This window comes from Pseudomonas sp. NPDC086112 (assembly GCF_044746425.1).
Taxonomy (GTDB): Bacteria; Pseudomonadota; Gammaproteobacteria; order Pseudomonadales; family Pseudomonadaceae; genus Aquipseudomonas.
Window position 1 is genome coordinate 1 of sequence record NZ_JBIVCD010000021.1, and the last position, 25,175, is coordinate 25,175.

At 58.8% G+C, this 25,175-nt stretch carries 23 protein-coding genes and 2 pseudogenes; 6 read left to right on the forward strand and 19 right to left on the reverse strand.

All coding sequences use genetic code 11. The annotated features are described in order from the left end of the window. Window positions 1-70: 70 nt before the first annotated feature. The 10 genes and pseudogenes from ACIPLA_RS16000 to ACIPLA_RS16045 form a co-directional block, all read right to left on the reverse strand. Window positions 71-160 (reverse strand): annotated as a pseudogene (locus tag ACIPLA_RS16000) (biopolymer transporter ExbD); the annotation flags it as partial. 23 nt (window positions 161-183) lie between these two features. Next, a complete protein-coding gene (gene tolQ, locus ACIPLA_RS16005) occupies window positions 184-879 on the reverse strand; it encodes a protein TolQ (RefSeq protein WP_401174091.1) in 696 nt (231 codons plus the stop codon). Between the two features lie 43 nt (window positions 880-922). Then, window positions 923-1,336: pseudogene (ybgC, locus tag ACIPLA_RS16010) on the reverse strand (tol-pal system-associated acyl-CoA thioesterase); the annotation flags it as partial. 127 nt (window positions 1,337-1,463) lie between these two features. Further along, the gene (gene ruvB, locus ACIPLA_RS16015) at window positions 1,464-2,525 is read right to left on the reverse strand and encodes a Holliday junction branch migration DNA helicase RuvB (protein ID WP_008006678.1); all 1,062 of its coding nucleotides are present in this window, start codon (window positions 2,523-2,525) and stop codon (window positions 1,464-1,466) included. Beyond that, window positions 2,526-3,143: a Holliday junction branch migration protein RuvA gene (gene ruvA / locus ACIPLA_RS16020; RefSeq protein WP_007897033.1), complete on the reverse strand. Its 618-nt coding sequence runs from the start codon at window positions 3,141-3,143 to the stop codon at window positions 2,526-2,528. A gap of 115 nt (window positions 3,144-3,258) precedes the next feature. After that, on the reverse strand, window positions 3,259-3,783 hold the full coding sequence (ruvC, locus tag ACIPLA_RS16025) for a crossover junction endodeoxyribonuclease RuvC (RefSeq protein ID WP_008147379.1): 525 nt from the start codon (window positions 3,781-3,783) through the stop codon (window positions 3,259-3,261). Window positions 3,784-3,949: 166 nt separating this feature from the next. Then, window positions 3,950-4,696, reverse strand: coding sequence for a YebC/PmpR family DNA-binding transcriptional regulator (locus ACIPLA_RS16030; protein WP_008072427.1), 747 nt, complete (start codon window positions 4,694-4,696; stop codon window positions 3,950-3,952). 123 nt (window positions 4,697-4,819) lie between these two features. Continuing rightward, on the reverse strand, window positions 4,820-6,595 hold the full coding sequence (gene aspS, locus ACIPLA_RS16035) for an aspartate--tRNA ligase (RefSeq protein ID WP_008072428.1): 1,776 nt from the start codon (window positions 6,593-6,595) through the stop codon (window positions 4,820-4,822). Between the two features lie 122 nt (window positions 6,596-6,717). Continuing rightward, complete coding sequence (locus tag ACIPLA_RS16040) at window positions 6,718-6,939, reverse strand: FmdB family zinc ribbon protein (RefSeq protein ID WP_010457489.1); 222 nt, start codon at window positions 6,937-6,939, stop codon at window positions 6,718-6,720. A 136-nt stretch (window positions 6,940-7,075) separates the two neighbouring features. After that, window positions 7,076-7,414 carry a ribbon-helix-helix domain-containing protein gene (locus ACIPLA_RS16045; RefSeq protein ID WP_401174097.1) on the reverse strand — a complete coding sequence of 113 codons (339 nt, stop codon included), beginning with the start codon at window positions 7,412-7,414 and terminating at the stop codon, window positions 7,076-7,078. Window positions 7,415-7,878: 464 nt separating this feature from the next. Between ACIPLA_RS16045 and ACIPLA_RS16050 the strand changes: the two genes are divergently transcribed. Then, on the forward strand, window positions 7,879-8,481 hold the full coding sequence (locus ACIPLA_RS16050; RefSeq protein WP_007897045.1) for a cold-shock protein: 603 nt from the start codon (window positions 7,879-7,881) through the stop codon (window positions 8,479-8,481). A gap of 76 nt (window positions 8,482-8,557) precedes the next feature. Here ACIPLA_RS16050 and ACIPLA_RS16055 read toward each other — a convergent pair whose 3' ends face one another. Continuing rightward, window positions 8,558-8,764: a SlyX family protein gene (locus ACIPLA_RS16055; RefSeq protein ID WP_050683199.1), complete on the reverse strand. Its 207-nt coding sequence runs from the start codon at window positions 8,762-8,764 to the stop codon at window positions 8,558-8,560. Between the two features lie 3 nt (window positions 8,765-8,767). Next, on the reverse strand, window positions 8,768-9,193 hold the full coding sequence (locus ACIPLA_RS16060; RefSeq protein WP_032830486.1) for an HIT domain-containing protein: 426 nt from the start codon (window positions 9,191-9,193) through the stop codon (window positions 8,768-8,770). An 899-nt stretch (window positions 9,194-10,092) separates the two neighbouring features. Between ACIPLA_RS16060 and ACIPLA_RS16065 the strand changes: the two genes are divergently transcribed. Next, window positions 10,093-11,445 (forward strand): OprD family porin, encoded by a 1,353-nt coding sequence (locus tag ACIPLA_RS16065; RefSeq protein WP_192343867.1) that lies wholly within the window; start codon window positions 10,093-10,095, stop codon window positions 11,443-11,445. Window positions 11,446-11,589: 144 nt separating this feature from the next. Here the strand turns inward: ACIPLA_RS16065 and ACIPLA_RS16070 are convergent, their stop codons facing one another. Together ACIPLA_RS16070 and ACIPLA_RS16075 are read right to left on the reverse strand one after the other, a co-directional pair. Further along, a complete protein-coding gene (locus tag ACIPLA_RS16070; RefSeq protein WP_401174102.1) occupies window positions 11,590-12,432 on the reverse strand; it encodes a mechanosensitive ion channel family protein in 843 nt (280 codons plus the stop codon). 184 nt (window positions 12,433-12,616) lie between these two features. Continuing rightward, the gene (locus ACIPLA_RS16075; protein WP_007906601.1) at window positions 12,617-13,102 is read right to left on the reverse strand and encodes a YajQ family cyclic di-GMP-binding protein; all 486 of its coding nucleotides are present in this window, start codon (window positions 13,100-13,102) and stop codon (window positions 12,617-12,619) included. Between the two features lie 140 nt (window positions 13,103-13,242). Here ACIPLA_RS16075 and ACIPLA_RS16080 point away from each other — a divergent pair, with 140 nt between their 5' ends. Genes ACIPLA_RS16080 through ACIPLA_RS16090 form a run of 3 tightly spaced genes read left to right on the forward strand, consistent with a single transcriptional unit; the run spans window position 13,243 to window position 16,826 of the window. Next, on the forward strand, window positions 13,243-14,160 hold the full coding sequence (locus tag ACIPLA_RS16080; RefSeq protein ID WP_218397929.1) for a putative 2-dehydropantoate 2-reductase: 918 nt from the start codon (window positions 13,243-13,245) through the stop codon (window positions 14,158-14,160). Window positions 14,161-14,205: 45 nt separating this feature from the next. After that, window positions 14,206-16,242, forward strand: a complete 2,037-nt coding sequence (locus ACIPLA_RS16085; RefSeq protein WP_123495527.1) for a HAMP domain-containing sensor histidine kinase — start codon at window positions 14,206-14,208, stop codon at window positions 16,240-16,242. Between the two features lie 2 nt (window positions 16,243-16,244). Next, window positions 16,245-16,826, forward strand: coding sequence for a cob(I)yrinic acid a,c-diamide adenosyltransferase (locus ACIPLA_RS16090; RefSeq protein WP_218397932.1), 582 nt, complete (start codon window positions 16,245-16,247; stop codon window positions 16,824-16,826). A gap of 117 nt (window positions 16,827-16,943) precedes the next feature. Here ACIPLA_RS16090 and ACIPLA_RS16095 read toward each other — a convergent pair whose 3' ends face one another. The 4 genes from ACIPLA_RS16095 to secA form a co-directional block, all read right to left on the reverse strand. Then, window positions 16,944-17,888, reverse strand: coding sequence for a Nudix family hydrolase (locus tag ACIPLA_RS16095; RefSeq protein ID WP_123495517.1), 945 nt, complete (start codon window positions 17,886-17,888; stop codon window positions 16,944-16,946). Beyond that, on the reverse strand, window positions 17,885-18,517 hold the full coding sequence (locus ACIPLA_RS16100; protein ID WP_218397935.1) for a glutathione S-transferase family protein: 633 nt from the start codon (window positions 18,515-18,517) through the stop codon (window positions 17,885-17,887). Before ACIPLA_RS16100 ends, ACIPLA_RS16095 begins: the two co-directional genes overlap by 4 nt. 165 nt (window positions 18,518-18,682) lie before the next feature. Then, complete coding sequence (argJ, locus tag ACIPLA_RS16105) at window positions 18,683-19,900, reverse strand: bifunctional glutamate N-acetyltransferase/amino-acid acetyltransferase ArgJ (RefSeq protein WP_008015216.1); 1,218 nt, start codon at window positions 19,898-19,900, stop codon at window positions 18,683-18,685. A gap of 120 nt (window positions 19,901-20,020) precedes the next feature. Beyond that, window positions 20,021-22,756, reverse strand: coding sequence for a preprotein translocase subunit SecA (gene secA / locus ACIPLA_RS16110; protein ID WP_192343859.1), 2,736 nt, complete (start codon window positions 22,754-22,756; stop codon window positions 20,021-20,023). A 306-nt stretch (window positions 22,757-23,062) separates the two neighbouring features. Between secA and ACIPLA_RS16115 the strand changes: the two genes are divergently transcribed. Beyond that, window positions 23,063-23,518, forward strand: a complete 456-nt coding sequence (locus ACIPLA_RS16115) for a DUF721 domain-containing protein (protein ID WP_007906612.1) — start codon at window positions 23,063-23,065, stop codon at window positions 23,516-23,518. 113 nt (window positions 23,519-23,631) lie between these two features. Here the strand turns inward: ACIPLA_RS16115 and ACIPLA_RS16120 are convergent, their stop codons facing one another. After that, window positions 23,632-25,119 (reverse strand): helicase HerA-like domain-containing protein, encoded by a 1,488-nt coding sequence (locus tag ACIPLA_RS16120; protein ID WP_401174110.1) that lies wholly within the window; start codon window positions 25,117-25,119, stop codon window positions 23,632-23,634. Between the last annotated feature and the right edge of the window lie 56 nt (window positions 25,120-25,175).

The window sequence follows — 25,175 nt, forward strand, 5'->3', positions numbered from 1 at the left end:
AACGAAGACACCCGCAGGATGATGTCCAACCGGACCTTGTGGTCGAAGTTGCCCAGCACTTCACCGGCCTGAAGATGACCAGCAGTACCAGCATCACGTCGATGTAAGGCACCACGTTCATCTCGGCGACCGGCTTGCGCTTTTTGCGAGCTCGAGCGATTAAAGCCATTGGAAATTACCTGCTTATTCTTCGCTGGTGTGCACTTTGCGGTGCAGGATCGCCTGGAATTCATCGGCGAAGGTGTAGTAACGGCCCAGCAGGGTTTCGCTGCGAGCAGCAAAACGGTTGTACGCGATAACGGCCGGGATGGCGGCGAACAGACCGATCGCGGTAGCAATCAGTGCTTCGGCAATACCAGGGGCCACAGTGGCCAGGGTCGCCTGCTGGGCAGTTGCCAGACCACGGAAGGAGTTCATGATGCCCCAGACCGTACCGAACAGACCGATGTACGGGCTGACGGAACCGACGGTGGCGAGAAACGGCAGGCTCTGCTCGAGTTTTTCTTCCTCGCGGGAGATGGCCACGCGCATGGCACGGGCCACGCCTTCCATGACTGCTTCCGGGTCAACGCCCGACTGCTGACGCAGACGGGAGAATTCCTTGAAACCGGCACGGAAGATTTGCTCGACGCCCGAATCCGGATCAGGGTTGCTGCCGGCCTGACGGTAGAGTTTGGACAGGTCGATACCGGACCAGAAGCGCTCTTCAAAGCTCTCCAGGGCACGTCGACCGGCGCGCAGCAAGTTGCTGCGCTGAAAGATCATGATCCATGAGGTCACCGATGCGGCTACCAGGATCAGCATTACCAGTTGCACCACGATACTGGCATTGCTGACCAGGCTCCACATGGAGGAATGGTCGACGACGGTAGCTTCCACGCTTTATCTCCTGCTTTGAGTGTGTACCCGCGCCGCTCACGTCGGCAAAGGCCGCACGTAGAGCTTCGGGAATGGCCCGGGGTTTCAAACTGTTGGTGCGCACACAGGCCACCAGAAACTGCCCTTCGCAGAGCAGCACATTATCCGTAGCCCGCCTGACCTGCTGTTTGAAGCGCAGGCTGACCCGGTTCAATTCAATTACTTCAGCGCTTACCAGCAGTTCATCGTCCAGTCGCGCCGGCGCGTGGTAACGCGCTTCGCTGGAATGCACGACAAACAACAGGTCCTCCCCTGCCAGCGCCGACTGGGCAAAGCCCAGCTCCCGGAGCCGCTCGGTTCGAGCCCGTTCCATAAACTTGAGGTAATTGACGTAATACACGATGCCGCCCGCATCGGTGTCCTCGTAATAAACGCGACAACGATGTGCGAACGGCTCAAGCCCGTTTTGCGCGCGCATACTCTAGTGCTTACTCCTCAGGTTGCCAATCCGGCCAGGCAACTGTTTTTCATTGATTCGCGGCTTTGCGGCGAAAGTACGGTCCTGGGACAGCACAAACCCCGAATAAATCAGCGCGCAAAGGTTACTAATCGTCCACGGCATCGAGGAACTCGTCTACCACGGGCATCTCGCCTAATCGTGACGGGATGTTTAAACCGAAGTGCAGGTACGCATGTCGAGTGACCACCCGCCCCCGCGGAGTGCGCATGATATAGCCCTGCTGGATCAAATACGGCTCCAGCACGTCTTCAATGGTGTGACGCTCTTCGCTTATCGCCGCCGCCAGACTGTCCACCCCCACCGGCCCACCGTCGAACTTCTCGATCATGGTCAGCAGCAGGCGTCGGTCCTGATGGTCGAAACCACGCTCGTCGACATCCAGCAGATTCAGCGCCAGGTCGGCGATCGGTTTGGTGATGTGGCCTTTGGCGCGAACCTCGGCGAAATCCCTCACTCGGCGTAGCAAGCGGTTGGCGATCCGCGGCGTGCCACGGGCACGGCGGGCGATTTCGAAGGCGCCTTCCGGGTCCAGCGGCAAACCGAGAATGTTCGCCGAACGGCTGACAATCGTTGCCAGGTCGGCGGTGTTGTAGAACTCCAGACGCTGAACGATCCCGAAACGGTCGCGCAACGGATTGGTCAGCATGCCGGCCCGGGTGGTTGCGCCGACCAGGGTGAACGGCGGCAGATCGAGTTTGATCGAGCGCGCGGCCGGCCCTTCGCCGATCATGATGTCGAGCTGGAAATCTTCCATGGCCGGGTACAGCACTTCTTCGACGATCGGCGACAACCGATGGATCTCGTCGATGAACAGCACGTCATGGGGTTCAAGGTTGGTCAGCAACGCTGCCAAATCACCCGGACGCTCAAGAACCGGCCCCGAGGTGCTTTTGATCGACACGCCCATTTCCTGGGCAATGATGTTGGCCAGGGTGGTTTTACCCAGTCCCGGCGGGCCGAAAATCAGCGTGTGGTCCAGGGATTCATTGCGCCCACGCGCGGCCTGGATGAACAACTCCATTTGCTCGCGAACGGTTGGCTGGCCAATGTACTCGGCCAGGCTGACGGGACGAATCGCCCGGTCCTGGACTTCCTCGCGGTCACGGGGCCCACCCGTGGCAGCGATCAGACGATCAGCTTCAATCACTTAGATCATTCCCTTCAGGGCGCGACGAATCATGTCTTCACTGCTCAAACCTTTCTCCTTGATCGCAGAAATCGCCTTGCTGGCTTCCTGCGGCTTGTAGCCCAGGGAAATCAGCGCGCTGACCGCGTCATTCTCGGCAGTGGCGACTGGAGCTGGCGCATCTGGCCCACCCGGCTGGTTTGGCACCAACGCGAACATCGCCGGCACGGTTTCCCACGCCTTGAAGCGATCCTTGAGTTCCACCAGCAAACGCTCGGCCGTTTTCTTGCCCACGCCCGGCACCTTGGTCAGGGCCGAAGTGTCCTGGGATTGCACGCAACGAACCAGCTCGTCGACCTCCAGGCTCGACATCAAGGCCAGCGCCAGTTTCGGCCCCACACCATTGAGACGGATCAGCTCGCGAAAAAAGTCTCGCTCGCGCTTGCCAAAGAAGCCATAGAGTAACTGCGCGTCTTCGCGTACGACCAAATGGGTGTGCAAGGTCAGCGGTTCACCGACCGACGGCAAGCGATAAAGCGTGGTCATGGGCACTTCCAGCTCATACCCCAGACCGTTTACATCCAGAATCAGGTGCGGCGGCTGTTTCTCAGCCAAAGTGCCGCGCAAGCGTCCAATCACGTTTCAGATCCTTGAGCCTTGGCCAGATCAGTGCTGGCGACTGACAGAACAAAGGTTTTGCGCCGACAGCACAGGCGCAAAACCCTCATTCCATAAAAAATGATTGCTGATGCTATCAGAGACGCAGGCGCCCGCCACGACTGCGTGCTGTGCCCAGACCATGCGGCAACAGACTGGACCGGGTGTGAGCGTGGCAAATCGCGATGGCCAGGGCATCCGAGGCATCGATTTGCGGCTTGCTGGTCAATTTCAGCATGTGCATGACCATCATCTGCACCTGCTCCTTATTCGCCGCGCCGGTGCCGGTCACCGCCTGTTTGACTTGGGTCGCGGTGTATTCGGCGATTTCCAGGCTTTCCTCGGCACCGGCCACGATGGCAGCGCCGCGGGCCTGACCGAGCTTGAGGGCGGAGTCGGCATTGCGGGCCATGAAGACTTTTTCGATGCCCATGGTCACCGGGCCGTAGGTCTGGATCACTTCGCGCACGCCCCGGTAGACGATTTGCAGGCGCTCGTGCAGCTCGCCGGAGCCCGTGCGAATGCAGCCCGACGCCACGTACACGCAGCCACGCCCGGTATCACGTACCACGCCATAACCGGTGATACGCGAACCGGGGTCGATACCAAGAATTAAAGTCATAACGCCTGCAGAAAGAGATCGCGGTGGCTTGAGGATAACTGTGTAGGAGCTGCCGAAGGCTGCGATCTTTTGATTTTCGATCTTAAAGTCAAAAGATCGCAGCCTTCGGCAGCTCCTACGGGTTTAGCGTAGGGCCTGGCAAGGGCTGCGATCTTTTATAAATGCATCAACCGAGCTGTGCGGCCACCGACTCCGGGATGTCCGCGTTGGAATACACATTTTGCACGTCATCCAGGTCTTCGAGCATATCGATCAGCTTCAGAACCTTCTCGGCGCCTTCCAGGTCCAGTTCGGCACTGGTGGTCGGCAGCATGACGATTTCTGCGTCATCGCCCTTGAAGCCTGCAGCCTCCAAAGCGTTGCGCACGGAATAGAAGCCGGCGAACGAGGTGAACACGTCGATAGAACCGTCTTCGTGGGTCACCACGTCATCGGCGTCGGCCTCCATGGCCGCTTCCATCAGCGCATCCTCATCCACGCCTGGCGCGAAGGAAATCTGCCCCTTGCGCTCGAACAGGTAGGCCACCGAACCATCGGTGCCGAGGTTGCCGCCACACTTGCTGAACGCATGGCGAACAGCCGCTGCAGTACGGTTGCGGTTGTCGGTCATGCATTCGACCATCACCGCCACACCGCCCGGACCGTAACCTTCATAGGTCAGTTCGACCATGTCGTCGGTATCGGCAGCACCGGCACCGCGGGCCACTGCGCGATCGATGATGTCGCGACTCATGTTCGCACCCAGCGCTTTATCCAGCGCCAGACGCAAGCGCGGGTTGGAGCCTGGATCACCGCCGCCCTGACGAGCAGCAACCGTCAGTTCACGAATCCACTTGGTGAAAATCTTGCCCTTCTTGGCATCCTGACGTTCTTTGCGGTGCTTGATGTTCGCCCACTTGGAATGACCCGCCATAACTCGCTCCGAATTATCTTTGAAACATTGCCCGCCACGCCATGATGCGCCGGCCAGCAAATAAAAATCTCGACCATTGTATAAAGAAAGGGCGCATCCGAAGATGCGCCCTTCTGGCCAGCCTTACTCAGCTTTAGGCGTTTCGCGCAGACGAATGTGCAGTTCGCGCAATGCCTTGGCATCCACCAGCCCCGGTGCCTGAGTCATGACGCAGGCAGCGCTCTGGGTTTTCGGGAAGGCGATCACTTCACGGATCGACTGGGCGCCGGTCATCAGCATCACCAGACGGTCCAGACCGAAGGCCAGACCACCGTGCGGCGGCGCGCCATATTTCAGGGCGTCGAGCAGGAAGCCGAACTTCTCTTCCTGTTCCGCTTCGCTGATACCCAGCAGGCGGAACACCGACTGTTGCATTTCCTTGCGGTGGATACGGATCGAACCGCCACCCAGTTCGGTGCCGTTCAGGACCATGTCGTAGGCACGGGACAGCGCGGTTGCCGGGTTGGCTTCCAGTTCTTGCGGCGTGCACTTCGGCGCGGTGAACGGGTGGTGCAACGCGGTGAAGCTGCCGTCGTCGTTCTCTTCGAACATCGGGAAGTCGACGACCCACATCGGTGCCCACTCGCAGGTCAGCAGGTTCAGATCGTGACCAACCTTGATCCGCAGCGCGCCCAAGGCTTCGCTGACGATCTTCGATTTATCAGCGCCGAAGAACACGATATCGCCATCAACTGCACCGACGCGATCGAGGATCACGTTGAGGTTAGCCTCAGGGATGTTCTTGACGATTGGCGATTGCAGACCTTCAACGCCTTTGGCGCGCTCGTTGACCTTGATGTACGCCAGGCCCTTGGCACCGTAGATGCCGACGAACTTGGTGTAGTCGTCGATCTTGCTGCGCGGCATGCTTGCCGCGCCTGGAACGCGCAGAGCGGCAACGCGGCATTTCGGGTCGTTGGCAGGGCCGCTGAACACCTTGAAGTCGACTTCTTTCAGTTGATCGGCAACGTCAACCAGTTCCAGCGGGTTACGCAGGTCCGGCTTGTCGGAACCGTAACGACGCATGGCCTCTTCGAAGGTCATGTGCGGGAAGTCGCCGAATTCCAGGTCCAGCACTTCCTTGAACAGGTTGCGGATCATTTGTTCGGTGATACCCATGATCTCTTTTTCATCGAGGAAGCTGGTCTCGATGTCGATCTGGGTGAATTCCGGCTGACGGTCGGCGCGCAGATCTTCGTCGCGGAAGCACTTGGCGATCTGGTAGTAACGGTCGAAGCCGGCGACCATCAGCAGCTGCTTGAACAGCTGTGGCGATTGCGGCAGGGCGAAGAAGCTACCGGCGTGAGTACGGCTCGGCACCAGGTAGTCGCGAGCGCCTTCTGGCGTGGCGCGGGTCAGAATCGGCGTCTCGACATCGAGGAAGCCGTTCTCGTCCAGGAAGCGACGGATGCTGGTGGTCATGCGCGAACGCAGACGCAGCTTCTCGAGCATTTCCGGGCGACGCAGGTCGAGGAAGCGATAACGCAGGCGGGTTTCTTCGCCGACGTCGGAGAACTCGTTGAGCGGGAACGGCGGGGTTTCCGCTTCGTTCAATACTTCCAGCTCGTAGCCCAGCACTTCGATCATGCCCGACGCCATGTTGGCGTTGGTGGCACCGGCCGGACGCAGGCGCACCTTGCCGGTGATCTTGACCACGTATTCGCTGCGCACGCGATCGGCGGCGGCGAAGGATTCAGCGCGGTCCGGGTCGAACACCACCTGGGCCAGACCGTCACGATCACGGATATCGAGGAAAATCACCCCACCGTGGTCACGGCGACGGTGAACCCATCCGCAAAGGGTAATTTCCTGGCCTTCCAGGCTTTCGTTCAGTTGGCCGCAATAATGGCTGCGCATCATGGTAGTGGTTTCACTTCTCGTAATTCGAAATTCGGTTGGAGGTCTTGCCGCACCCCCACACTTGAATAAGGTGCCGGATGATGCAAGAGCTCGCGCGTGTCATTCAGCCCGGGCGCTAGACCCTAGTCAGCTTTGTCGCCACCGGCCAGATTCTTCTTGGAACCGGTCTTGAAGTCGGTTTCGTACCAGCCGGTGCCGCTGAGGCGGAAGCCCGGCATGGACAGCATCTTTTTAAGCTCTGGCGCCTGGCAGGCAGGGCAGTCGACCAGCGGTGCTGCGCTGATCTTTTGAATGGCTTCCAACTGATGACCACAGGAAGCACATTGATAGTCGTACATCGGCATGGGGGTTGTCTCGGCGATCAGATTGCTACCGCGCATGCTGGGCTTTGCGGCAAAGGGCGGGATTATATCCATTAAATGCAGCCTGTGCAGCCGTAAGACTGCACAGACCGACACTCGACCCGATCAACCGCCATCGTCAAGCCATGATGGGGCAATTTCCTTCCTTCAGGCTGTGCACGAGGCAGACAACCCGCACCAGCCCGGTGAAGTTCTTTACCCCGCCGTGACGCAGATGCACTTCGCGATCCACATGGGACAGCAGCGCACTGACCGAGCAGCAATTGACCTTGGCCATATCACCCAAAATATCCCAATAGACCTGTTCAAGCCGCAAACAGGTCGCAAAGCCATTCAAACGCACCGACCGGGATAATGGCTGGGCCAGGCCCATATCGAATTCGCTGACAAATGAATCAATCCTCACGTCCTTGAGTGGACTGACCCTCCCCTCGCTTCGCCTGTCTTGATAAACCATAGCGTTGACACTCCTTTGCCATCCTTGCTGCTTATAAGAGTCATATTCCGTTTCCTTATAAAAGCGCAGGCGCACAGGGATATCTAGATGACTTTATGACCATCGACGTAGGATAAGCCAACAACTGAGGGGAGATCATGGAGCTCGTCCTAGGCCGGACGATTTCCTACGAAAACTGACGCAACGTCTTTCAGCGAAACGGCAAAAAGCCGCGCGAAACACAGCCGGCAAATAATACTCAGCAAGCGTCATGCACACAGCGGCCAGCGGGAGTACCGCTGGACTGCCTGATTTGAGTAGCTGCGGGCTTTGCTGTTAAATAGGCAGTGTGTCGCTACCGCCTATTTTCCGGGGGCTGCGCATAGGCTGATAGCGGGAACGTGTCCAACGCCTCTTATTGTTCCGAAGCGAACCGTGCTCCATCAGCTCTTCCTTGTGATCCGTCTTAACGTGAGTTAATCAAAATGTTGAAAATCGTCCACCTGCTAATGGGCGCAGCAGCCTTGCTGCTGTCCTTCATCCCTAGCCTGCGATCCGAAGCGCTACCTTACCTGCAACAACCCGATGCGCTGTACCTGGCCTTTTTCGGCCTGCTCAACCTCACCCTTGCACCTGTTATCCCTTACTGGAACAAAGGCCCACGTCATCAACTGCAAAACCTGGTCAGCGCCTTGCTGGTTCTGGCTGTGGTATTGCAAACACTGACATTGTTCGCCCCGATGCCTGTTATCGCCGGTCAACCTGCCGTTCTGTTCAGTCTGGTCGTTGCCCTGATCGCCATTCTTTTGCACCTGGCCGTCAGCTTCTACAAATCTTCACCGGCCGCCGCCTCGCCAAGCTATGACATGAGCAACCGCGATACCGGCACCGTCAAGTGGTTCAATACCTCCAAAGGCTTCGGCTTTATTTCCCGTGATTCCGGCGATGATATTTTCGTGCACTTCCGGGCAATTCGCGGTGAAGGCCACCGTGTTCTGGTCGAAGGCCAGCGCGTGGAGTTCTCTGTCATGAACCGTGACAAAGGCCTGCAAGCCGAAGATGTGATCGCCGCCCTGCCGCGTCGCTGATTCCAAGGCTAAAAAAAACCGCGAACAGCCCAGGCTGTTCGCGGTTTTTTTATGGCCTGCTCTTCACTAATGTGGCTCAGTAATGCGGCGGTGGCGCCTCTTCTTCGAAGGACTCGAACTGACCGGCCATTTCCTCTTGCCGCTTGAGCAATGCGGCCATTTGCAGTTGCAGACGCTCCACTGCGCGTTGCTGCGTCGCCAGCACATCACTCAATGCCTGGATGGTGTCATCCTGGAACGCCAACTGGCTTTCCAGATCGGTAACGCGTTCTTCCAGGCTCATGTTTTAGCCCTCCAGAAACGTGAAGTCATCGGTCAACACCAGACGCAGCCGTTCGCGAATTGTCGCGATCTGCTCTGGACTGTAGGGTTTGGCCGGCTGCTTGCCCCAGACCGGAGCTGGCCAGGCGGCGTCCTCACGCTTGCGCACAATCACATGCATGTGCAACTGGCTGACGACATTACCCAGGGCCGCAACGTTCAACTTGTCCGCATCGAACGAGTCCTTGAGCATTTCCGCCAGTGCGGTGGTTTCCTGCCACAGCTGCTGTTGATCTGCGACATCTAATTGAAATATCTCACTGATATCCTCGCGGCGGGGCACGAGGATGAACCACGGGTAGTTCGAATCATTGGACAACAGCAACCGACAGAGCGGGAAATCGCCGATAGGCAACGTGTCTTGTTGAAGTCGTGGATCTAAAGCGAACACAGCGCACACTCCCCTCTGGTGATCTTTTTTCAGCTTAGCGCCCCATTGCGAATGACGGCGCACCAAGCGACAGGACGGCAGCATACCTGCGAACGCCACACGCTTCACGACGAACTGCCACCGGCTGCGCCCTACGGGCGCCCCGACATGAGCCATTTTGATCCGGTATGCACCATGACAGAACCAGCCGCCGCACAAAAAATGCCGAAATGACCGATAAACGACGGGCCGTTCGAATCCACGACAAAGCGACACTGTGTGAATTCGGTACAACAATTGAAATTTTTTGCACCAAAACCGCACAACGCGTCTACGCTCAGTGCGTCAGCATCCGCTAACTACTCACTGGCGGGGTGAACCGGTAACGTTTTTGGTTGTCGCCCCCACTGGATCGATGTGGTAAACACGATGCGAAGCATGGCGTCAAGCTCAGGTAAAAAGAGCTTGAACCCCCCGGTTTTATGAGGTTTTTACAGCAACAGGCAGGCCTTTGGAAAAAAACAGCAACAGAATTCCGATTTGTGCACGCTTGTTGCATTCACACCCGTATCGTCTATAAGCGCTCCGCTGGAAGTGGAAGCCTTAAGGCCAATAAAAACAGCGGCAGGGTTGCCCGATGGAGATTCAAGTGCAGGACAAGGGACTCTTTTTTACCGACGCTCAAGCCATGGAAAACAACGTTGAAGTTGTCAGTCCGATTGCGTCGGAATTGTGAATTTGCGACATCTACCCAGCCATTTGCGACAGGGTCGTAAAGAAGCTGAAAGGTTAGATGCGCAAGTATCGCCAACATGGTCGGCGTGATATAAGTTTGCGCCGACACAAAAAGAAAGAGCCGCCCGGATAATAAAACAGGCGGGACGGCAGTACTCTTCTAAAAACCAAAGGAGCAAATCACGATGCGCGTGATGAAGTGGAGCATGATCGCACTGGCAGTTGCAGCAGCAGCCAGTACTCAAATGGCTACGGCCGCACCTTTCGTAAGTGACCAGGCTGAAGCCAAAGGTTTTGTTGAAGACGCCAAGTTCGACTTGCTGCTTCGCAACTATTACTTCAACCGTGACAAGAAAGACGGCGCAGTCGATGACAAAGACTGGACCCAGGGTTTCCACGGTGTATTCAGCTCTGGTTACACCCAAGGTACTGTCGGCGTAGGTGTTGACGCGTTCGGTTACCTGGGTATCAAACTGGACGGCGAAGACAAGTACTCCGGTTCGGGCAACCTGAGCCGCGATTCCCAAGGCCGTAACCACGACGACTTCGGTAAAGCCGGTGGAGCCGTCAAACTTCGTGTCTCCAAGACTGAACTGAAGTTCGGTGAGATGCAGCCAAGCACCTCTCCAGTGTTCGCCGTCGGCGGCTCCCGCCTGCTGCCTCAAACCGCTACCGGTTTCCAACTGCAGAGCAGCGAAATCACCAACTTGGACCTGGAAGCCGGTCACTTCTACTCGTCCTCCAGCCAGGACGAGATGAACAGCGACGGTGAGTTGCACTCCCAGTACGCGAGCTTTCCTGATGACGGTCAACCTGTAACCGGCAGGACCATGGACTATGCCGGCGGCAAATACGGCATCAACGACAACCTGAGCGTTTCGCTCTACGGTTCCAAGTTCAAAGACATCTGGAACCAGTACTACGCCAATGTGAACTACACCATCCCAATGGGTGGCGATCAGTCGCTCAACCTGGACGGCAACATCTACCGCACCACCGATTCCGGTAGCGCCAAAGCGGGCGACATCAGCAACACCACGTACTCGCTGGCAGGCGCTTACTCGTTCCTGAAGGCTCACACCGTTACTCTCGCCTTCCAGAAAGTTAACGGCGACACCCCGTTCGACTACGTCGGTGTGGGCGATAACAACCGTGGCGGCGACTCGATCTTCCTCGCCAACTCCATCCAGTACTCTGACTTCAACGCTCCAAACGAAAAATCTGTACAAGTTCGTTATGACCTGAAGATGGCTGAGTACGGCGTACCTGGTTTGAGCTTCATGACCCGTTACGCTAAAGGTTGGGATATCGACGGCACCAAAATGGATGCCGATAGCCCATACCGCCTGTACGGCTACGGCGAAGATGGCAAGCACCACGAAACCAACCTCGAAGCCAAATACGTAGTTCAGGCAGGCCCTGCGAAAGATCTGTCCTTCCGCATTCGTCAGGCATGGCACCGCGCCAATACCGACCAGGCTGAAGGCGATATCAACGAGTTCCGCCTGATCGTCGACTACCCGATTTCGGTTCTGTAATTGCCGAAAGCTAATTCGCGGTAATCAAAAAAAGGCCCATCTTCGGATGGGCCTTTTTTATTGGTTACAGCATTGTGTTTAACGGATCGGGCTCTTGCAGAACAAGTCTGACCGAAAGGTCAAACATGTATCGAAGACCAATCATTACACCGTTGCCGATTCCTGCATCACTCGAATAACCCGCTGCGGAAATGGAATATCAATACCGGCAGTCTTCAAACGATCGCGCGATTGTTCGTTAAACATGAACATCACATTCCAGTAGTCAGCGGTCTTCACCCACACTCGCAGGGAAACAGTGATCGAACTGTCACCCAGCATGGAAATCACCGCTTCCGGCGCCGGATCAGCCAATACGCGCGGGTCCTTGGCCAGATCCAGCAACACTTCACGGGCCTTCTGCAAGTCCGCCTCGTAAGCCACACCTACATCAAATACCACTTTGCGGGTCGGCTGACGGTTGGTGTTGGTGATAATGCCGTTCGACAGATTGCCGTTAGGCACGATGATGGTTTTGTTATCGCCGGTACGCAGTACGGTGTGGAAGATCTGGATGCTATCAACAGTACCCGCAACACCTTGAGCTTCGATCCAGTCACCGATGCGGAACGGGCGGAACAACAGAATCAGCACGCCGCCAGCGAAGTTCGCCAGGCTGCCCTGCAACGCCAGACCGATCGCCAGGCCAGCAGCACCGATCGCTGCGACGAACGAGGTGGTTTCCACGCCGATCATCGACGCCACGCTGACGATCAGCAGAATCTTGAGGATGATGTTCGCCAGGTTGCTGATGAAACCTTGCAGCGCCAGGTCGGCATTACGCAACGCCAGCAGGCCGCCGAGTTTTTGCGTGACTTTGTTGATCAGCCACCAGCCGATGGCCAGGGTAATCACCGCCAACAGCACGCGACTACCGTATTCCATGATCATCGGAATCCAGGCTTGGGATGCCTTGACCAGATTGTCCACTTCAGTATTCAAATCCATCTACTTTCTCCTGATTTCCGGCCATCCGGCACGCGAAAAATAAGCGGCAGAAAGACCCGCCGGGTTAAACACAATCGAGGTGGGAGCGGGCTTGCTCGCGAAAGCGGCGTGTCATTCAACAGTGATGTCGACTGATACGCCGCTTTCGCGAGCAAGCCCGCTCCCACAGGTTCCCGCTTGAAAGTCAGTCGCGGAAGTTGTTGAACTGCAGTGGCATGTCGAACGTCTTGGCGCGCAGGGCGGCAATCGCTTCCTGCAAATCGTCACGCTTCTTGCCGGTAATGCGCACTTGCTCGCCCTGAATGGCGGCCTGGACCTTGAGCTTGGCGTCTTTGACGTGAGCGACGATTTTCTTCGCCAGCTCTTTGTCGATGCCTTCCTTGAGGACCGCTTCCTGCTTCATCAACTTGCCCGACGCGTAGGCATCCTTGACTTCAAGGCACTGCACGTCGATCTTGCGCTTGACCAGAGCCAGCTTGAGGATCTCGATCATCGCTTCGAGCTGGAAATCGGCTTCCGCGGTCAGGTTGACGGTCAGGTCCTTTTCCTTGAACTCGAAGGTGCCTTTGCCTTTCAGGTCATAACGACGATCGAGTTCCTTGACGGCGTTCTCGACCGCGTTGGTGACTTCGTGTTTGTCCAGTTCGGATACCACGTCGAACGACGGCATGTAATCTCTCCAATAAAAAGGCACGCTCGATAAGGATGGAGCGCGCTTGGCTTGCGGTTAAAATCGGGCTCATTATAACGGGTCTTTTCCAACCGATACTGCGAGCCTCACATGCCAGCGTCAAACCGAGCAGAAAGTTGATGTCTACCCCTTGGCACATTCTCGGCGCCGGCAGCCTCGGCACCCTTTGGGCCACACGTCTGGCGCGGGCTGACGTACCGGTCAGGTTGATCGTGCGGGACGCGACACGCTTACAGGCCTATCAGACGGCGGGCGGTTTGACGCTGGTCGAACACGGCGAAGCTCAGCTGTATCCGGTGCCCGGCGAAACAGCCGACAGCGACGAGCCCATCAGCCGCCTGCTGGTGGCCTGCAAAGCCTACGACGCCGAGAAAGCCGTGGCCCGCCTCGCCCACCGCCTGACACCCGACGCCGAACTGATCCTGCTGCAGAACGGCCTCGGTAGTCAGGACGCGGTTGCCGCGCAGGTGCCTCAGGCGCGCTGCATCTTCGCCTCCAGTACCGAAGGCGCGTTTCGCGATGGCGACTGGCGTGTGGTGTTCGCCGGTCACGGCTACACCTGGCTGGGCGATGCGGGCCATCCAGTAGCGCCGATCTGGCTGGAGGACTTGAGCGCCGCCGGTATTCCCCATGAGTGGAGCACCGACATCCTCACAAGGCTGTGGCGAAAACTGGCGCTCAATTGTGCGATCAACCCACTGACCGTACTGCACGAATGCCGCAACGGTGGTTTGCAACAGCATCATTGCGAAGTCGCCACCCTGTGCGCCGAGCTCACCGAACTGCTGGAGCGCTGCGGCCAGCCGGCAGCGGCGGAGAACCTCCGGGAGGAAGTCGAACGAGTGATCAAGGCCACAGCGGCCAATTTCTCCTCGATGTACCAGGACGTCGCGAGTCAGCGCCGCACAGAAATCAGCTACCTGTTGGGCCATGCCTGCAAGGTCGCGTCGCGGCATCAGTTGAACCTGCCCCACCTCAGTCAATTGCAGGAGCGCCTGATTGCTCATCTGCGCAGCCTTGGATTGCCCAGCGACTGAGCAGCGGCTACGCTGGCCACTTGTTCCTTTTCAGCGATGAACCTGATGCCATTGCGCCAGCGCCTTGAAAACCTTCCAGTCGGCCAGAAATTGCTGGCCGCCCTGCTGGTGCTGTTGACCACCGTTTTGCTGGTCGCCAACCTGACCTTTATCAGCGCCGCCTATTACATCTCCCAGGAAAGCATGGCCCCCCAAGCCTTGCAGACCATCGGCCGACTGGTGTCCAACCCAAGCCTGATCTCCGACGCCTTGAAGTCACCGCAAACCGCCCAGCGTCTGCTCAACGAGCTCAACAGCTATACACCGTTGCGTGCAGCAGCGCTCTATGACGGCAAAGGTGTGCTTCTGGCGCAGCTGCAGCAGGGCGACGAGCTCCATCTACCGGAGCATTTCCGGCATCTGGAAGCCTGGCAAGCCACCGAGTTTCGCAGCAACCAAGTGATCACCCTGCCCCGCCCCGGTACCGCGCCGGGGCACTTGCTGCTGGTAGCCAGCAGCGAATTGCCGATGGCGTTCTACACCGGGACCCTGACCGCCAGTTTGGGGATTCTGATCTTCAGCGTGCTGTTATGGCTGGTGATTGCCCGGCAGATCAAACGCCTGATTACCCGGCCGATCCATCAGCTCGAAGAGTTGTCCCGGCAAGTGACCCGGGAAGAGAACTACGCCCTACGCGCCTCTCGCGGCAACCACGACGAAATCGGCAGCCTCGCCGAAGCGTTCAACACCATGCTCTCGCGCATCGAGGCCCGGGAGCAGCAGCTCAAGCGCGCCCGCGATGATTCCCAGGCCGCTTACGACCAGGCTCAGGGGCTGGCCGAAGAAACCCGTCACACCAACCGCAAGCTGGAACTGGAAGTTCAGGTGCGCAGCAAGATCGAAAAGAAACTCACCGGTTTCCAGAACTACCTCAACAGCATCATCGACTCCATGCCGTCGGCCTTGATCGCCCTCGACGAGCAGCTCTACGTAACCCAGTGGAATCAGGAAGCCAGCGCCCTGTCCGGCACGCGCCTGGACGAAGCCTTGAACCAACCGATCTTCCTCGCCTTCGAACCGCTCAAACCGTTCCTGCCGCAACTCAGGCAAACCGTCGAGCAGCACACGGTGGCGAAGATCGAACGAGTTACCTGGCTCAAGGACGATGAACCCAAGCATTACGCCCTGACGTTCTACCCATTGATGGGCGGTGCCGGGCGCGGCGTGGTGATCCGGATCGACGACATCACCCAGCGGCTGTCCCTGGAAGAAATGATGGTGCAGTCGGAAAAAATGCTCTCGGTCGGTGGCCTCGCCGCCGGCATGGCCCACGAAATCAATAATCCACTGGGTGCAATCCTGCACAACGTGCAGAACATTCGTCGGCGCCTGTCACCCGATCTGCCGAAGAACCTCGAACAGGCCGAGCAACTGGGCATCGAGCTGGAAACGGTCAACCAGTACTTGAAAGCTCGAGAAGTGCCGCAATTACTCGATGGCATTCAACAGGCAGGTGCCCGGGCAGCAAAAATCGTGACGCACATGCTCAGTTTCAGCCGCCGCAGTACCCGGCAGATGGCTCCCTGCGATTTGCCGGCGCTGATCGATCAAGCGGTGGAGATCGCCGGCAACGACTTCGACCTGGCGATCGGTTTCGACTTCAAGGGGCAGGCGATCATTCGGCAGTTCGATCCGGCACTGGGCCCGGTGCCCGGCACTGCCAACGAACTGGAGCAGGTGCTGCTCAACTTGCTGAAAAACGCCGCACAAGCCATTCACCAACGTACCGACGACCGCGAACCGGGGCGGATCATTCTGCGTACAAAACTGAACCCGCCATGGGCGGAAATTCAGGTCGAAGACAACGGCATCGGCATGAGTGAGAACGTGCGCAAACGTACGTTCGAGCCGTTCTTCACCACCAAGGAAATCGGTCAGGGCACCGGCCTTGGGCTCTCGGTCTCGTACTTCATCATCACCAACAACCACAAGGGCCAGATGGAAGTGCAATCGACGCCGGGCCAAGGTACCTGTTTCACCTTGCGCCTGCCGTTGTCGGGCACTCCGGTGGTCTCTCAAGAACTCAATCAGCTGTCGAGGTAACCATGGGCTTTCGCTTGTCGAAGATTTACACCCGTACTGGCGACAAAGGCGAAACCGGGCTCGGCGATGGCCGCCGGGTGCCCAAGGACCATCCGCGCATCGAAGCCATTGGCGAAGTCGATACGCTGAACAGCCAAGTGGGTGTGCTGTTGGCCGGGTTGGCGGCGCAAAGTGATACGTATCCGGGGTTGAACGAAGTGATCGAGGTGTTGGCGCCCTGCCAGCATCGGTTGTTCGACTTGGGTGGCGAACTGGCGATGCCGGTTTATCAGGCACTGAATACGGCGGAAATCGAGCGCCTGGAAGCGGCGATCGATGTGTGGAATGAAGAGTTGGGGCCGCTGGAGAATTTCATTCTGCCCGGCGGTTCCGCGCTGATCGCCCAGGCTCACGTATGCCGCTGCCTGGCGCGCAGTGCCGAGCGGCGCTGTCAGCAGTTGAATGCGATCGAGCCATTGGCCGGGGTTGGGCTGGCGTATATCAATCGGTTGTCGGATTTGTTGTTTGTGGCGGCACGGTTGATTGCCAAGCGTCAGGGGATTGCCGAGATTTTGTGGCAAGCGGCAACGAAACCCGGGGTTTAGTCGGCGTCCTCAAGGACGCCTTCGCGGGCAAGCCTCGCTCCTACAAGGACGGCGTTGTTGCCAAATCCTGTAGGAGCGAGGCTTGCCCGCGAAGAGGCCAGTAGCCTCAACGCAGAATCAGGCCTCAGGCCAAAACGCCCGAATCCCCGCCACACCCTGCGCGCCCGCCTCCCAGGCTTTCTGCCGCTCTGCCGGGCCAACCCCTCCCAGCAAAAACACCGGTTTGCTGAAGCCCTCGATCAAAGTCGAAGCCTGCTCCCAACCCAATGGCAGAGCATCCGGATGAGTCTGCGTCGGTTGCACCGGCGACAGGGTCACGAAGTCCACGCCCATTTGCTCGGCCAACGCCAGTTCTTCAGCGTTGTGGCAAGACGCTGCCAACCAGCGTGACGCCGGTAGCGGACGCCCGGCCGCCGCATACTTGCGCAACTGCGCCGACGTGATGTGCCAACCGGCGGACGGGAAGTCCCCCAGCCATTCAAACGGCCCCTTGATCATCAACTGCGCCTTGCCGGCACACAGCCCCGCCGCATCCACCGCCAAATCGCGGTATTGCGGGTCGTAGCCGTTGGGCGCACGCAACTGAATCAGCTTGATGCCGCCGGCGATGGCTTTCTGGATACCGCGCAGCAAGGCCGGGGTTTCCAGGCCCTCCGGGGTAATCAGGTAGTCGCCGGGCAAGCGTGCAGCGGCGACGATCGGCTGGTTGGCGGCCGGAAATTCGTAATCCACCAGTTCCCGCGCGGTCACCCAGGCCAAAGGCTGGCCTTCGGCGCCATGGGGTTCGCCGGTAAACGCCGAGACTTCCCAGACATCCAGCAACACCTGCTTGTCCGGGTAATCGTGGCGGACCTTGATCATCGGTCGCGCGGTATTGACCACAATGCCCAACTCTTCGTGAAGCTCGCGAGCCAGGGCCATCTCGACGGATTCGTCATCCTCGACCTTGCCACCGGGGAACTCCCACAACCCGCCCTGATGCTGGGTGTCGGCACGGCGGGCAATGAGGATCTTGCCGCTGCTATCGCGGATAACCGCGGCTGCTACATGGACTCGTTTCACCGCTCTATTTCCTCCAGACCCGCCTTCCGCCAGGCCTTGAAGGCTGGCCATTGGTAGATGGTTTCGACATAGGCCGCGTCGGCCTCGGGCAGTTTTACCTGATAGGTGCGCAGGCGTACGGCGATCGGTGCAAAAAACGCATCGGCCAGGGTCGCGCCGCCAAACAGGAACGGGCCGGTTTCAGTCGCGACGGCGCGACATTCAGCCCACAACGCCAGCATGCGCTCGATTTCAGCCTGAACCTCAGATGGGGTCGGCGACAGTGGCGCATCGTGGCTCAGGTCGAACGGCATGTTGCCGCGCATGGCGAAAAAACCGCTGTGCATCTGCGCACACGCCGAACGCGCCTGGGCACGGGCGGCAGTGTCTTGGGGCCAGAGCCCGGCATCGGGGAATTGTTCAGCCAGGTATTCGGCAATCGCCAGGGAATCGGCAATGGTGCCGTGCTCGGTTTTCAGCAGCGGGACTTTCCCGGTTGGCGAATGCTTGAGCACGCGCTCGCGAGTGTCCGGCTGGTTCAGCTTGATCAGTTCTTCGGTGTAGGACGCGCCGGTCAGGTCAAGGGCCAGTGCGGCGCGCAGGGACCAGGAGGAATGCAGTTTGTCGCCGATGATCAGGTGGAGGCTCATGTTCGGGACCTTTTGATAGGGGGATGGACCAGAATCTTTGGTGTCTGGTCGGCCGCCTTCGCGAGCAAGCCCGCTCCCACAGTTGATCGAGTTCTTCCGCAAGAAATGCAATCGAATGTGGGAGCGGGCTTGCTCGCGAAGGGCGCGACTCGGTCCGGACCTAATTTACGTACGGTACTCGGCGTTGATCTTCACGTATTCGTGGGACAGGTCAGTGGTCCAGATGGTTTCGCTGCAATCACCGCGCCCCAGTTCGATGCGGATGGTGATCTCTTCCTGCTGCATCACCGCCGCGCCCTGGGCTTCGGTGTAGGTGGCAGAGCGAGCACCACGGCTGGCGATGCACACGTCGCCGAGGAACACGTCGATCTTGCTCACGTCCAGATTCGGTACGCCGGCACGGCCCACGGCGGCCAGAATGCGGCCCCAGTTCGGGTCGGAGGCGAACAACGCGGTCTTGATCAGCGGCGAGTGGGCCACGGTGTAACCGACGTCCAGGCACTCCTGGTGATTGCCGCCGCCGTTGACTTCCACGGTGACGAACTTGGTCGCGCCTTCGCCGTCGCGCACGATGGCCTGGGCCACGTCCATGCAGACTTCGAACACCGCTTGTTTCAGCAAAGCGAACAGCGGACCGCTCGCTTCGGTGATTTCTGGCAGTGCTGCCTGACCGGTGGCGATCAGCATGCAGCAGTCGTTGGTCGAGGTGTCGCCATCGATGGTGATGCGGTTGAACGACTTGTTGGCGCCGTCCAGCAGCAGGTTTTGCAGCACATCGCGGGAGACTTTGGCGTCGGTGGCGATGTAGCCGAGCATGGTCGCCATGTTCGGGCGGATCATGCCCGCGCCCTTGCTGATGCCGGTGACGGTGATGGTCACGCCGTCATGCTGGAACTGGCGGCTGGCACCCTTTGGCAGGGTGTCGGTGGTCATGATGCCGGTAGCGGCGGCTTCCCAGTTATTCACCGACAGGTCGTCGAGGGCGGCTTGCAGCGCGCCTTCGATTTTTTCGACCGGCAGCGGCTCGCCGATCACACCGGTGGAGTACGGCAGCACCAGGCTTGCATCGACGCCAGTCAGCTCAGCCAGTTTGGCGCACGTGCGCTCGGCGGCTGCCAGGCCAGGTTCGCCGGTGCCGGCGTTGGCATTGCCGGTGTTGGTCAGCAGGTAACGTACCGGGCCTTGCACGCGTTGTTTGGCCAGGATCACGGGGGCGGCGCAAAAGGCGTTCAGGGTGAACACGCCCGCGACCGTGGAACCTTCGGCACAGCGCATGACCACGACATCTTTGCGCCCCGGGCGCTTGATGCCGGCCGAGGCGATACCGAGTTCAAAACCGGCAACCGGGTGCAACGTTGGCAAAGGACCAAGACCAACAGCCATGAATGCGCTCCTTAATAAATGATGTCTGCACCGCCGTCGGGGCGTCGGTGGTTTAAATGGCAAAACGCCGCGACGGCATAAGCCGGTCGCGGCGCGGGTATTTCAGCGTATGAAACGGGTTTACTGGATCTGCCCGTGGCAATGCTTGAACTTCTTGCCCGAACCGCAGTAGCACAGCTCGTTACGGCCCAGCTTCTGCTCGTTGCGCACCGGTGCGGTGGCGAGGGCTACGTCGACCTCTTCACCCAACACTTCCGGTTGCTCCAGGCCAGGTGCTTCGTCGTGCTGGAACTGCATGCGCGCAGCCAGTGCTTCGGCCTCCTGACGCAGGCGAGCTTCTTCTTCGATCGGATCTTCGCGGCGAACCTGAACGTGCGACAGCACACGGATCGAGTCGCGCTTGATCGAATCCAGCAACTCGGAGAACAAGGTGAAGGACTCGCGCTTGTATTCCTGCTTCGGGTTCTTCTGCGCATAACCACGCAGGTGGATGCCGTGACGCAGGTGATCCATGGTCGACAGGTGGTCTTTCCACAGGTCGTCCAGTACGCGCAGAACGATTTGCTTCTCGAAGGTGCGCAGTGCTTCGGCACCGGCCTGGTCTTCTTTCTCGTTGTACGCGGCGATCAGCTCGTTCATCAGCTTCTCGCGCAGGGTCTCTTCGTAGAGGTGATCGTCTTCGTCCAGCCATTGCTGGATCGGCAGCGCTACACCGAAGTCGCTCTGCAACGCCGCTTCCAGACCGGCCACGTCCCACTGCTCTGGCAGCGATTGCGGTGGAATGTGCGCGCTGACGGTTGCGTTGAGCACGTCCTGACGGAAATCGGCGATGGTTTCGCCGATGTTGTCGGCGGCCAACAAACTGTTACGCATGTGATAGATCACTTTACGTTGTTCGTTGTTGACGTCGTCGAACTCGAGCAGTTGTTTACGGATGTCGAAGTTGCGGCCTTCAACCTTGCGCTGAGCCTTCTCGATGGCGTTGGTCACCATGCGGTGCTCGATCGCCTCACCGGACTGCATGCCCAGCGCCTTCATGAAGTTCTTCACCCGGTCAGAGGCGAAGATGCGCATCAGGCTGTCTTCCAGCGACAGGTAGAAACGGCTGGAACCGGCGTCGCCCTGACGACCGGCACGACCGCGCAACTGGTTGTCGATACGGCGCGATTCGTGACGCTCGGAAGCGATCACCTGCAAACCGCCCGACTCCAGCACTTGCTGGTGGCGTTTCTGCCAGTCGGCCTTGATCTGGGCAATCTGCTCAGGGGTCGGGTCTTCCAGCGAAGCAACTTCCACTTCCCAGTTACCGCCCAACAGGATGTCGGTACCACGACCGGCCATGTTGGTGGCGATGGTCAGTGCGCCCGGACGACCGGCCTGAGCAATGATTTCGGCTTCTTTTTCGTGGAACTTGGCGTTCAGAACCTTGTGTTCGATGCCTTCCTTCACGAGCAGGCTGGACATGTGCTCGGACGTTTCGATGGTGGCAGTACCCACCAACACCGGACGGCCCTGAGTCATGCATTCCTTGATGTCGTTGATGATCGCCGCGTATTTCTCTTCGGCGGTCAGGAACACCAGGTCGTTGTAGTCTTTACGCGCCAACGGTTTGTTTGGCGGAATCACCATGACCTGCAGGCCATAGATCTGGTGGAATTCGAACGCTTCGGTGTCCGCGGTACCGGTCATGCCGGACAGCTTGTTGTACAGACGGAAGTAGTTCTGGAACGTGGTCGACGCCAGGGTCTGGCTCTCGGCCTGGATGTTCAGGTGTTCCTTGGCTTCGATGGCCTGGTGCAGGCCTTCGGACAAACGGCGACCCGGCATGGTACGGCCGGTGTGTTCGTCGACCAGTACGACCTGACCGTCCTGCACGATGTATTCGACGTTGCGGTTGAACAGTTTGTGCGCACGCAGACCGGCATAAACGTGGGTCAGCAGACCGAGGTTATGCGCCGAATACAGGCTCTCGCCTTCAGCCAGCAGGCCGACACGGGTGAGCATGTCTTCGATGAACTGGTGACCGGCTTCGTTGAGTTCGACCTGACGGGTCTTCTCGTCCACGGTGTAGTGGCCAGCCTTGGTGACTTCGCCTTCGACTTCTTCGACGTGCAATTCCAGCTGCGGGATCAGTTTGTTGATCTCGATGTACAGCTTGGAGCTGTCCTCGGCCTGACCGGAGATGATCAGCGGGGTACGGGCTTCGTCGATGAGGATGGAGTCGACTTCGTCGATCACGGCAAAATTGAGTTCGCGCTGGAATTTTTCTTCCATGCTGAACGCCATGTTGTCGCGCAGGTAGTCGAAACCGAATTCGTTGTTGGTGCCGTAGGTGATGTCGGCGGCGTAGGCGGCACGCTTCTCTTCCGGCGGCTGGAATGGCGTGACCACGCCGACCGTCATGCCGAGGAATTCGTAGAGCGGACGCATCCAGTTGGCGTCACGGCGGGCCAGGTAGTCGTTCACCGTCACAACGTGCACGCCCTTGCCGGACAGCGCGTTGAGGTAAACGCCCAGTGTCGCCACCAGGGTCTTGCCTTCTCCGGTACGCATTTCCGCGATCATGCCTTCGTGCAAGGTCATGCCGCCGATCAGCTGGACATCGAAGTGGCGCATACCCATGACGCGCTTACCGGCTTCGCGGGCGACCGCAAAGGCTTCTGGCAGCAGCTTGTCGAGGGTTTCCCCTTTGGCGAGGCGGGCCTTGAACTCGTCTGTCTTGGCACGCAATTGATCGTCCGAAAGGGCCACCATTTGCTCTTCGAAGGCATTGACGAGCTGCACCGTCTTGAGCATGCGTTTGACTTCACGCTCGTTCTTGCTTCCAAAAAGTTTCTTTAACAAAGGCGCAAACATATCGGCGGATCTTCCACACTAAAGGGATGGAGGGCGGCCCCGTGAGTCGCCCGTGCAGCCCTCATGGCCGCATGCGAACGAGTATTCTACCCGGAAACGATGGTGAGGAAAGTGGCGTTATTCCACGATGCATGCACTGCGCTATGACGGGGCTCACTTAAAATAAGGGCATTTTGCTGAACTTCAACCCATCAAGGGCACAAGTTACTTGTTGATTTAATGGGTAAAGCGCTCGCAAAGCAATGGGTCGGGGGCGGCTGGTGCTTTCTGTTACCATGGCCGCTCTGTTACTTCAGGTGTCTGATCATGGCATTTCGCCCTCTCACGGCCAGAGCACCCGCCGTTCTGCTTCGGGAAGCCAAACCGCTGAAAGCCATTTTTGGCCACGCTCAACGCCTGGGTCATTTACAACGTCTGGTGGAAAGTCAGTTGCAGCCAGCTGCCCGCGAGCATTGCCATGTGGCGTCGTGGCGCGAAGGCAGTTTATTGCTGATTGTCACCGACGGCCATTGGGCCACCCGCCTGCGTTATCAACAAAAGCGTCTGCAACGGCAGTTACAGCTGTTCGACGAGTTCGCCAGCCTGACGCGGATTCTGTTCAAGGTTCAACCGCCTACCGTTCAGCAAGGGGCTGCGGGGCATACGATAAATTTGTCGACCGATGCGGCGGCGACCATTCAGGCGACGGCTGACGGGATTACCGACCCGAACCTGCGGGCGGCCCTCGAACGGCTGGCGGCTCACGCCAAACCCAAAACCTGAAATTGACACATACCCCGTAGGAGCGAGGCTTGCCCGCGAAGAGGCCCTTGAGGCCGCCAAAAGCTTCGCGGGCAAGCCTCGCTCCTACGGGGGTTGTGTTCAATCAAAGGTTTTTAGCGGCGTTTGCTGCCACCGAGCAATGAGCCCATCAACCCGCGTACCAATTGTCGGCCCAATTGATTCGCCGCCTGTCGCATCGCTGATTTCAATGCCTGGCCTGCCGCTGTGCCGAGGAATTCCCCGGCCTGCTCGGTGAAACTCGGCTCTTCAGGTGCAGGTTTGCCCGGCACTGCTTCGGGCTCCGGCGCCAGGCCTTTGCGCCCCATCAGCACTTCATAAGCCGATTCGCGATCGACCGGTTTGTCGTAACGCCCCTTGAACGGCGAACCGGCAATCAGCACGGTGCGCTCGGTCTCGGTCAGCGGGCCGATCCGCGATTGTGGCGGTGCAACCAATACACGCTGGACCATCCCGGGTGTGCCCTTGTCCTGCAAGGTGCCGACCAGCGCCTCGCCGATCCCCAACTCGGTCAAGACCGACAAGGCGTCAAATGCCGGGTTCGGCCGAAAACCGTCAGCCACCGCACGCAGGGATTTCTGCTCTTTGGCGGTAAACGCGCGCAAACCGTGCTGAATGCGCAGGCCCAGTTGAGCCAGTACATCATCCGGCAAATCACCTGGCGATTGGGTGACGAAATACACCCCCACGCCTTTCGAGCGAATCAGTCGCACCACTTGTTCCAGACGCTCCTGCAACGCTTTGGGCGTACCGGCGAACAACAAGTGCGCTTCGTCGAAAAACAGCGCCAGCAGCGGTTTCTCGGCATCGCCACGCTCCGGCAGTTGCTCGAACAGTTCGGCCAGCAGCCAAAGCAGGAACGTCGCATAGACCTTCGGCGCTTCGTGCACCAGACGACTGGCATCGAGCAAGTGAATGCGCCCGCGACCATCCACGGCCGGTTGCAACATGTCTTCCAGTTGCAGCGCCGGTTCGCCGAACAACGCTTCAGCGCCTTGCTGTTCCAGCGTTGCCAAACGGCGCAACAGCGCCTGGCTGGAACCGGTGGTCATCAACGCGGCGTCATCCCCCAGCAGTTCGGGGCTGTCGCGCAGGTGATTGAGCAGCGCCTTCAAATCCTTCAAATCCAGCAGCAACAGCCCTTCGCGGTCGGCCACCTTGAATGCGGCATAGAGTGCCGACTGCTGACTGTCGGTCAGCTCCAGCAGACTGCCGAGCAGCAACGGGCCCATTTCGCTCAAGGTTGTACGCAGTGGATGACCGGACTGACCATTAATGTCCCACAGGGTCACCGGATACGCCTGAGGCTTATGGTTCAACCAAGGCATGCCGGCGATCCGCTCGGCGACTTTGCCTTGAGGGTTGCCGGCAGCGCCCAGGCCGCACAGGTCGCCTTTGATGTCCGCCGCGAACACCGCCACGCCGGCATCGCTGAAGGCTTCGGCCAGGCGCTGCAAGGTGACGGTTTTGCCAGTCCCGGTAGCGCCCGCTATCAGGCCGTGACGGTTGGCCAGGCGCATGGCCTGGGCGATGGACTGGCCCGCGAGATCGGCGCCGATAACGAGTTGCGATGAGTCAGGCATTTTGTCACCCATGGTTAATCTTTGATCCTTCATGGCCGATAACAAGCGAGAGACCA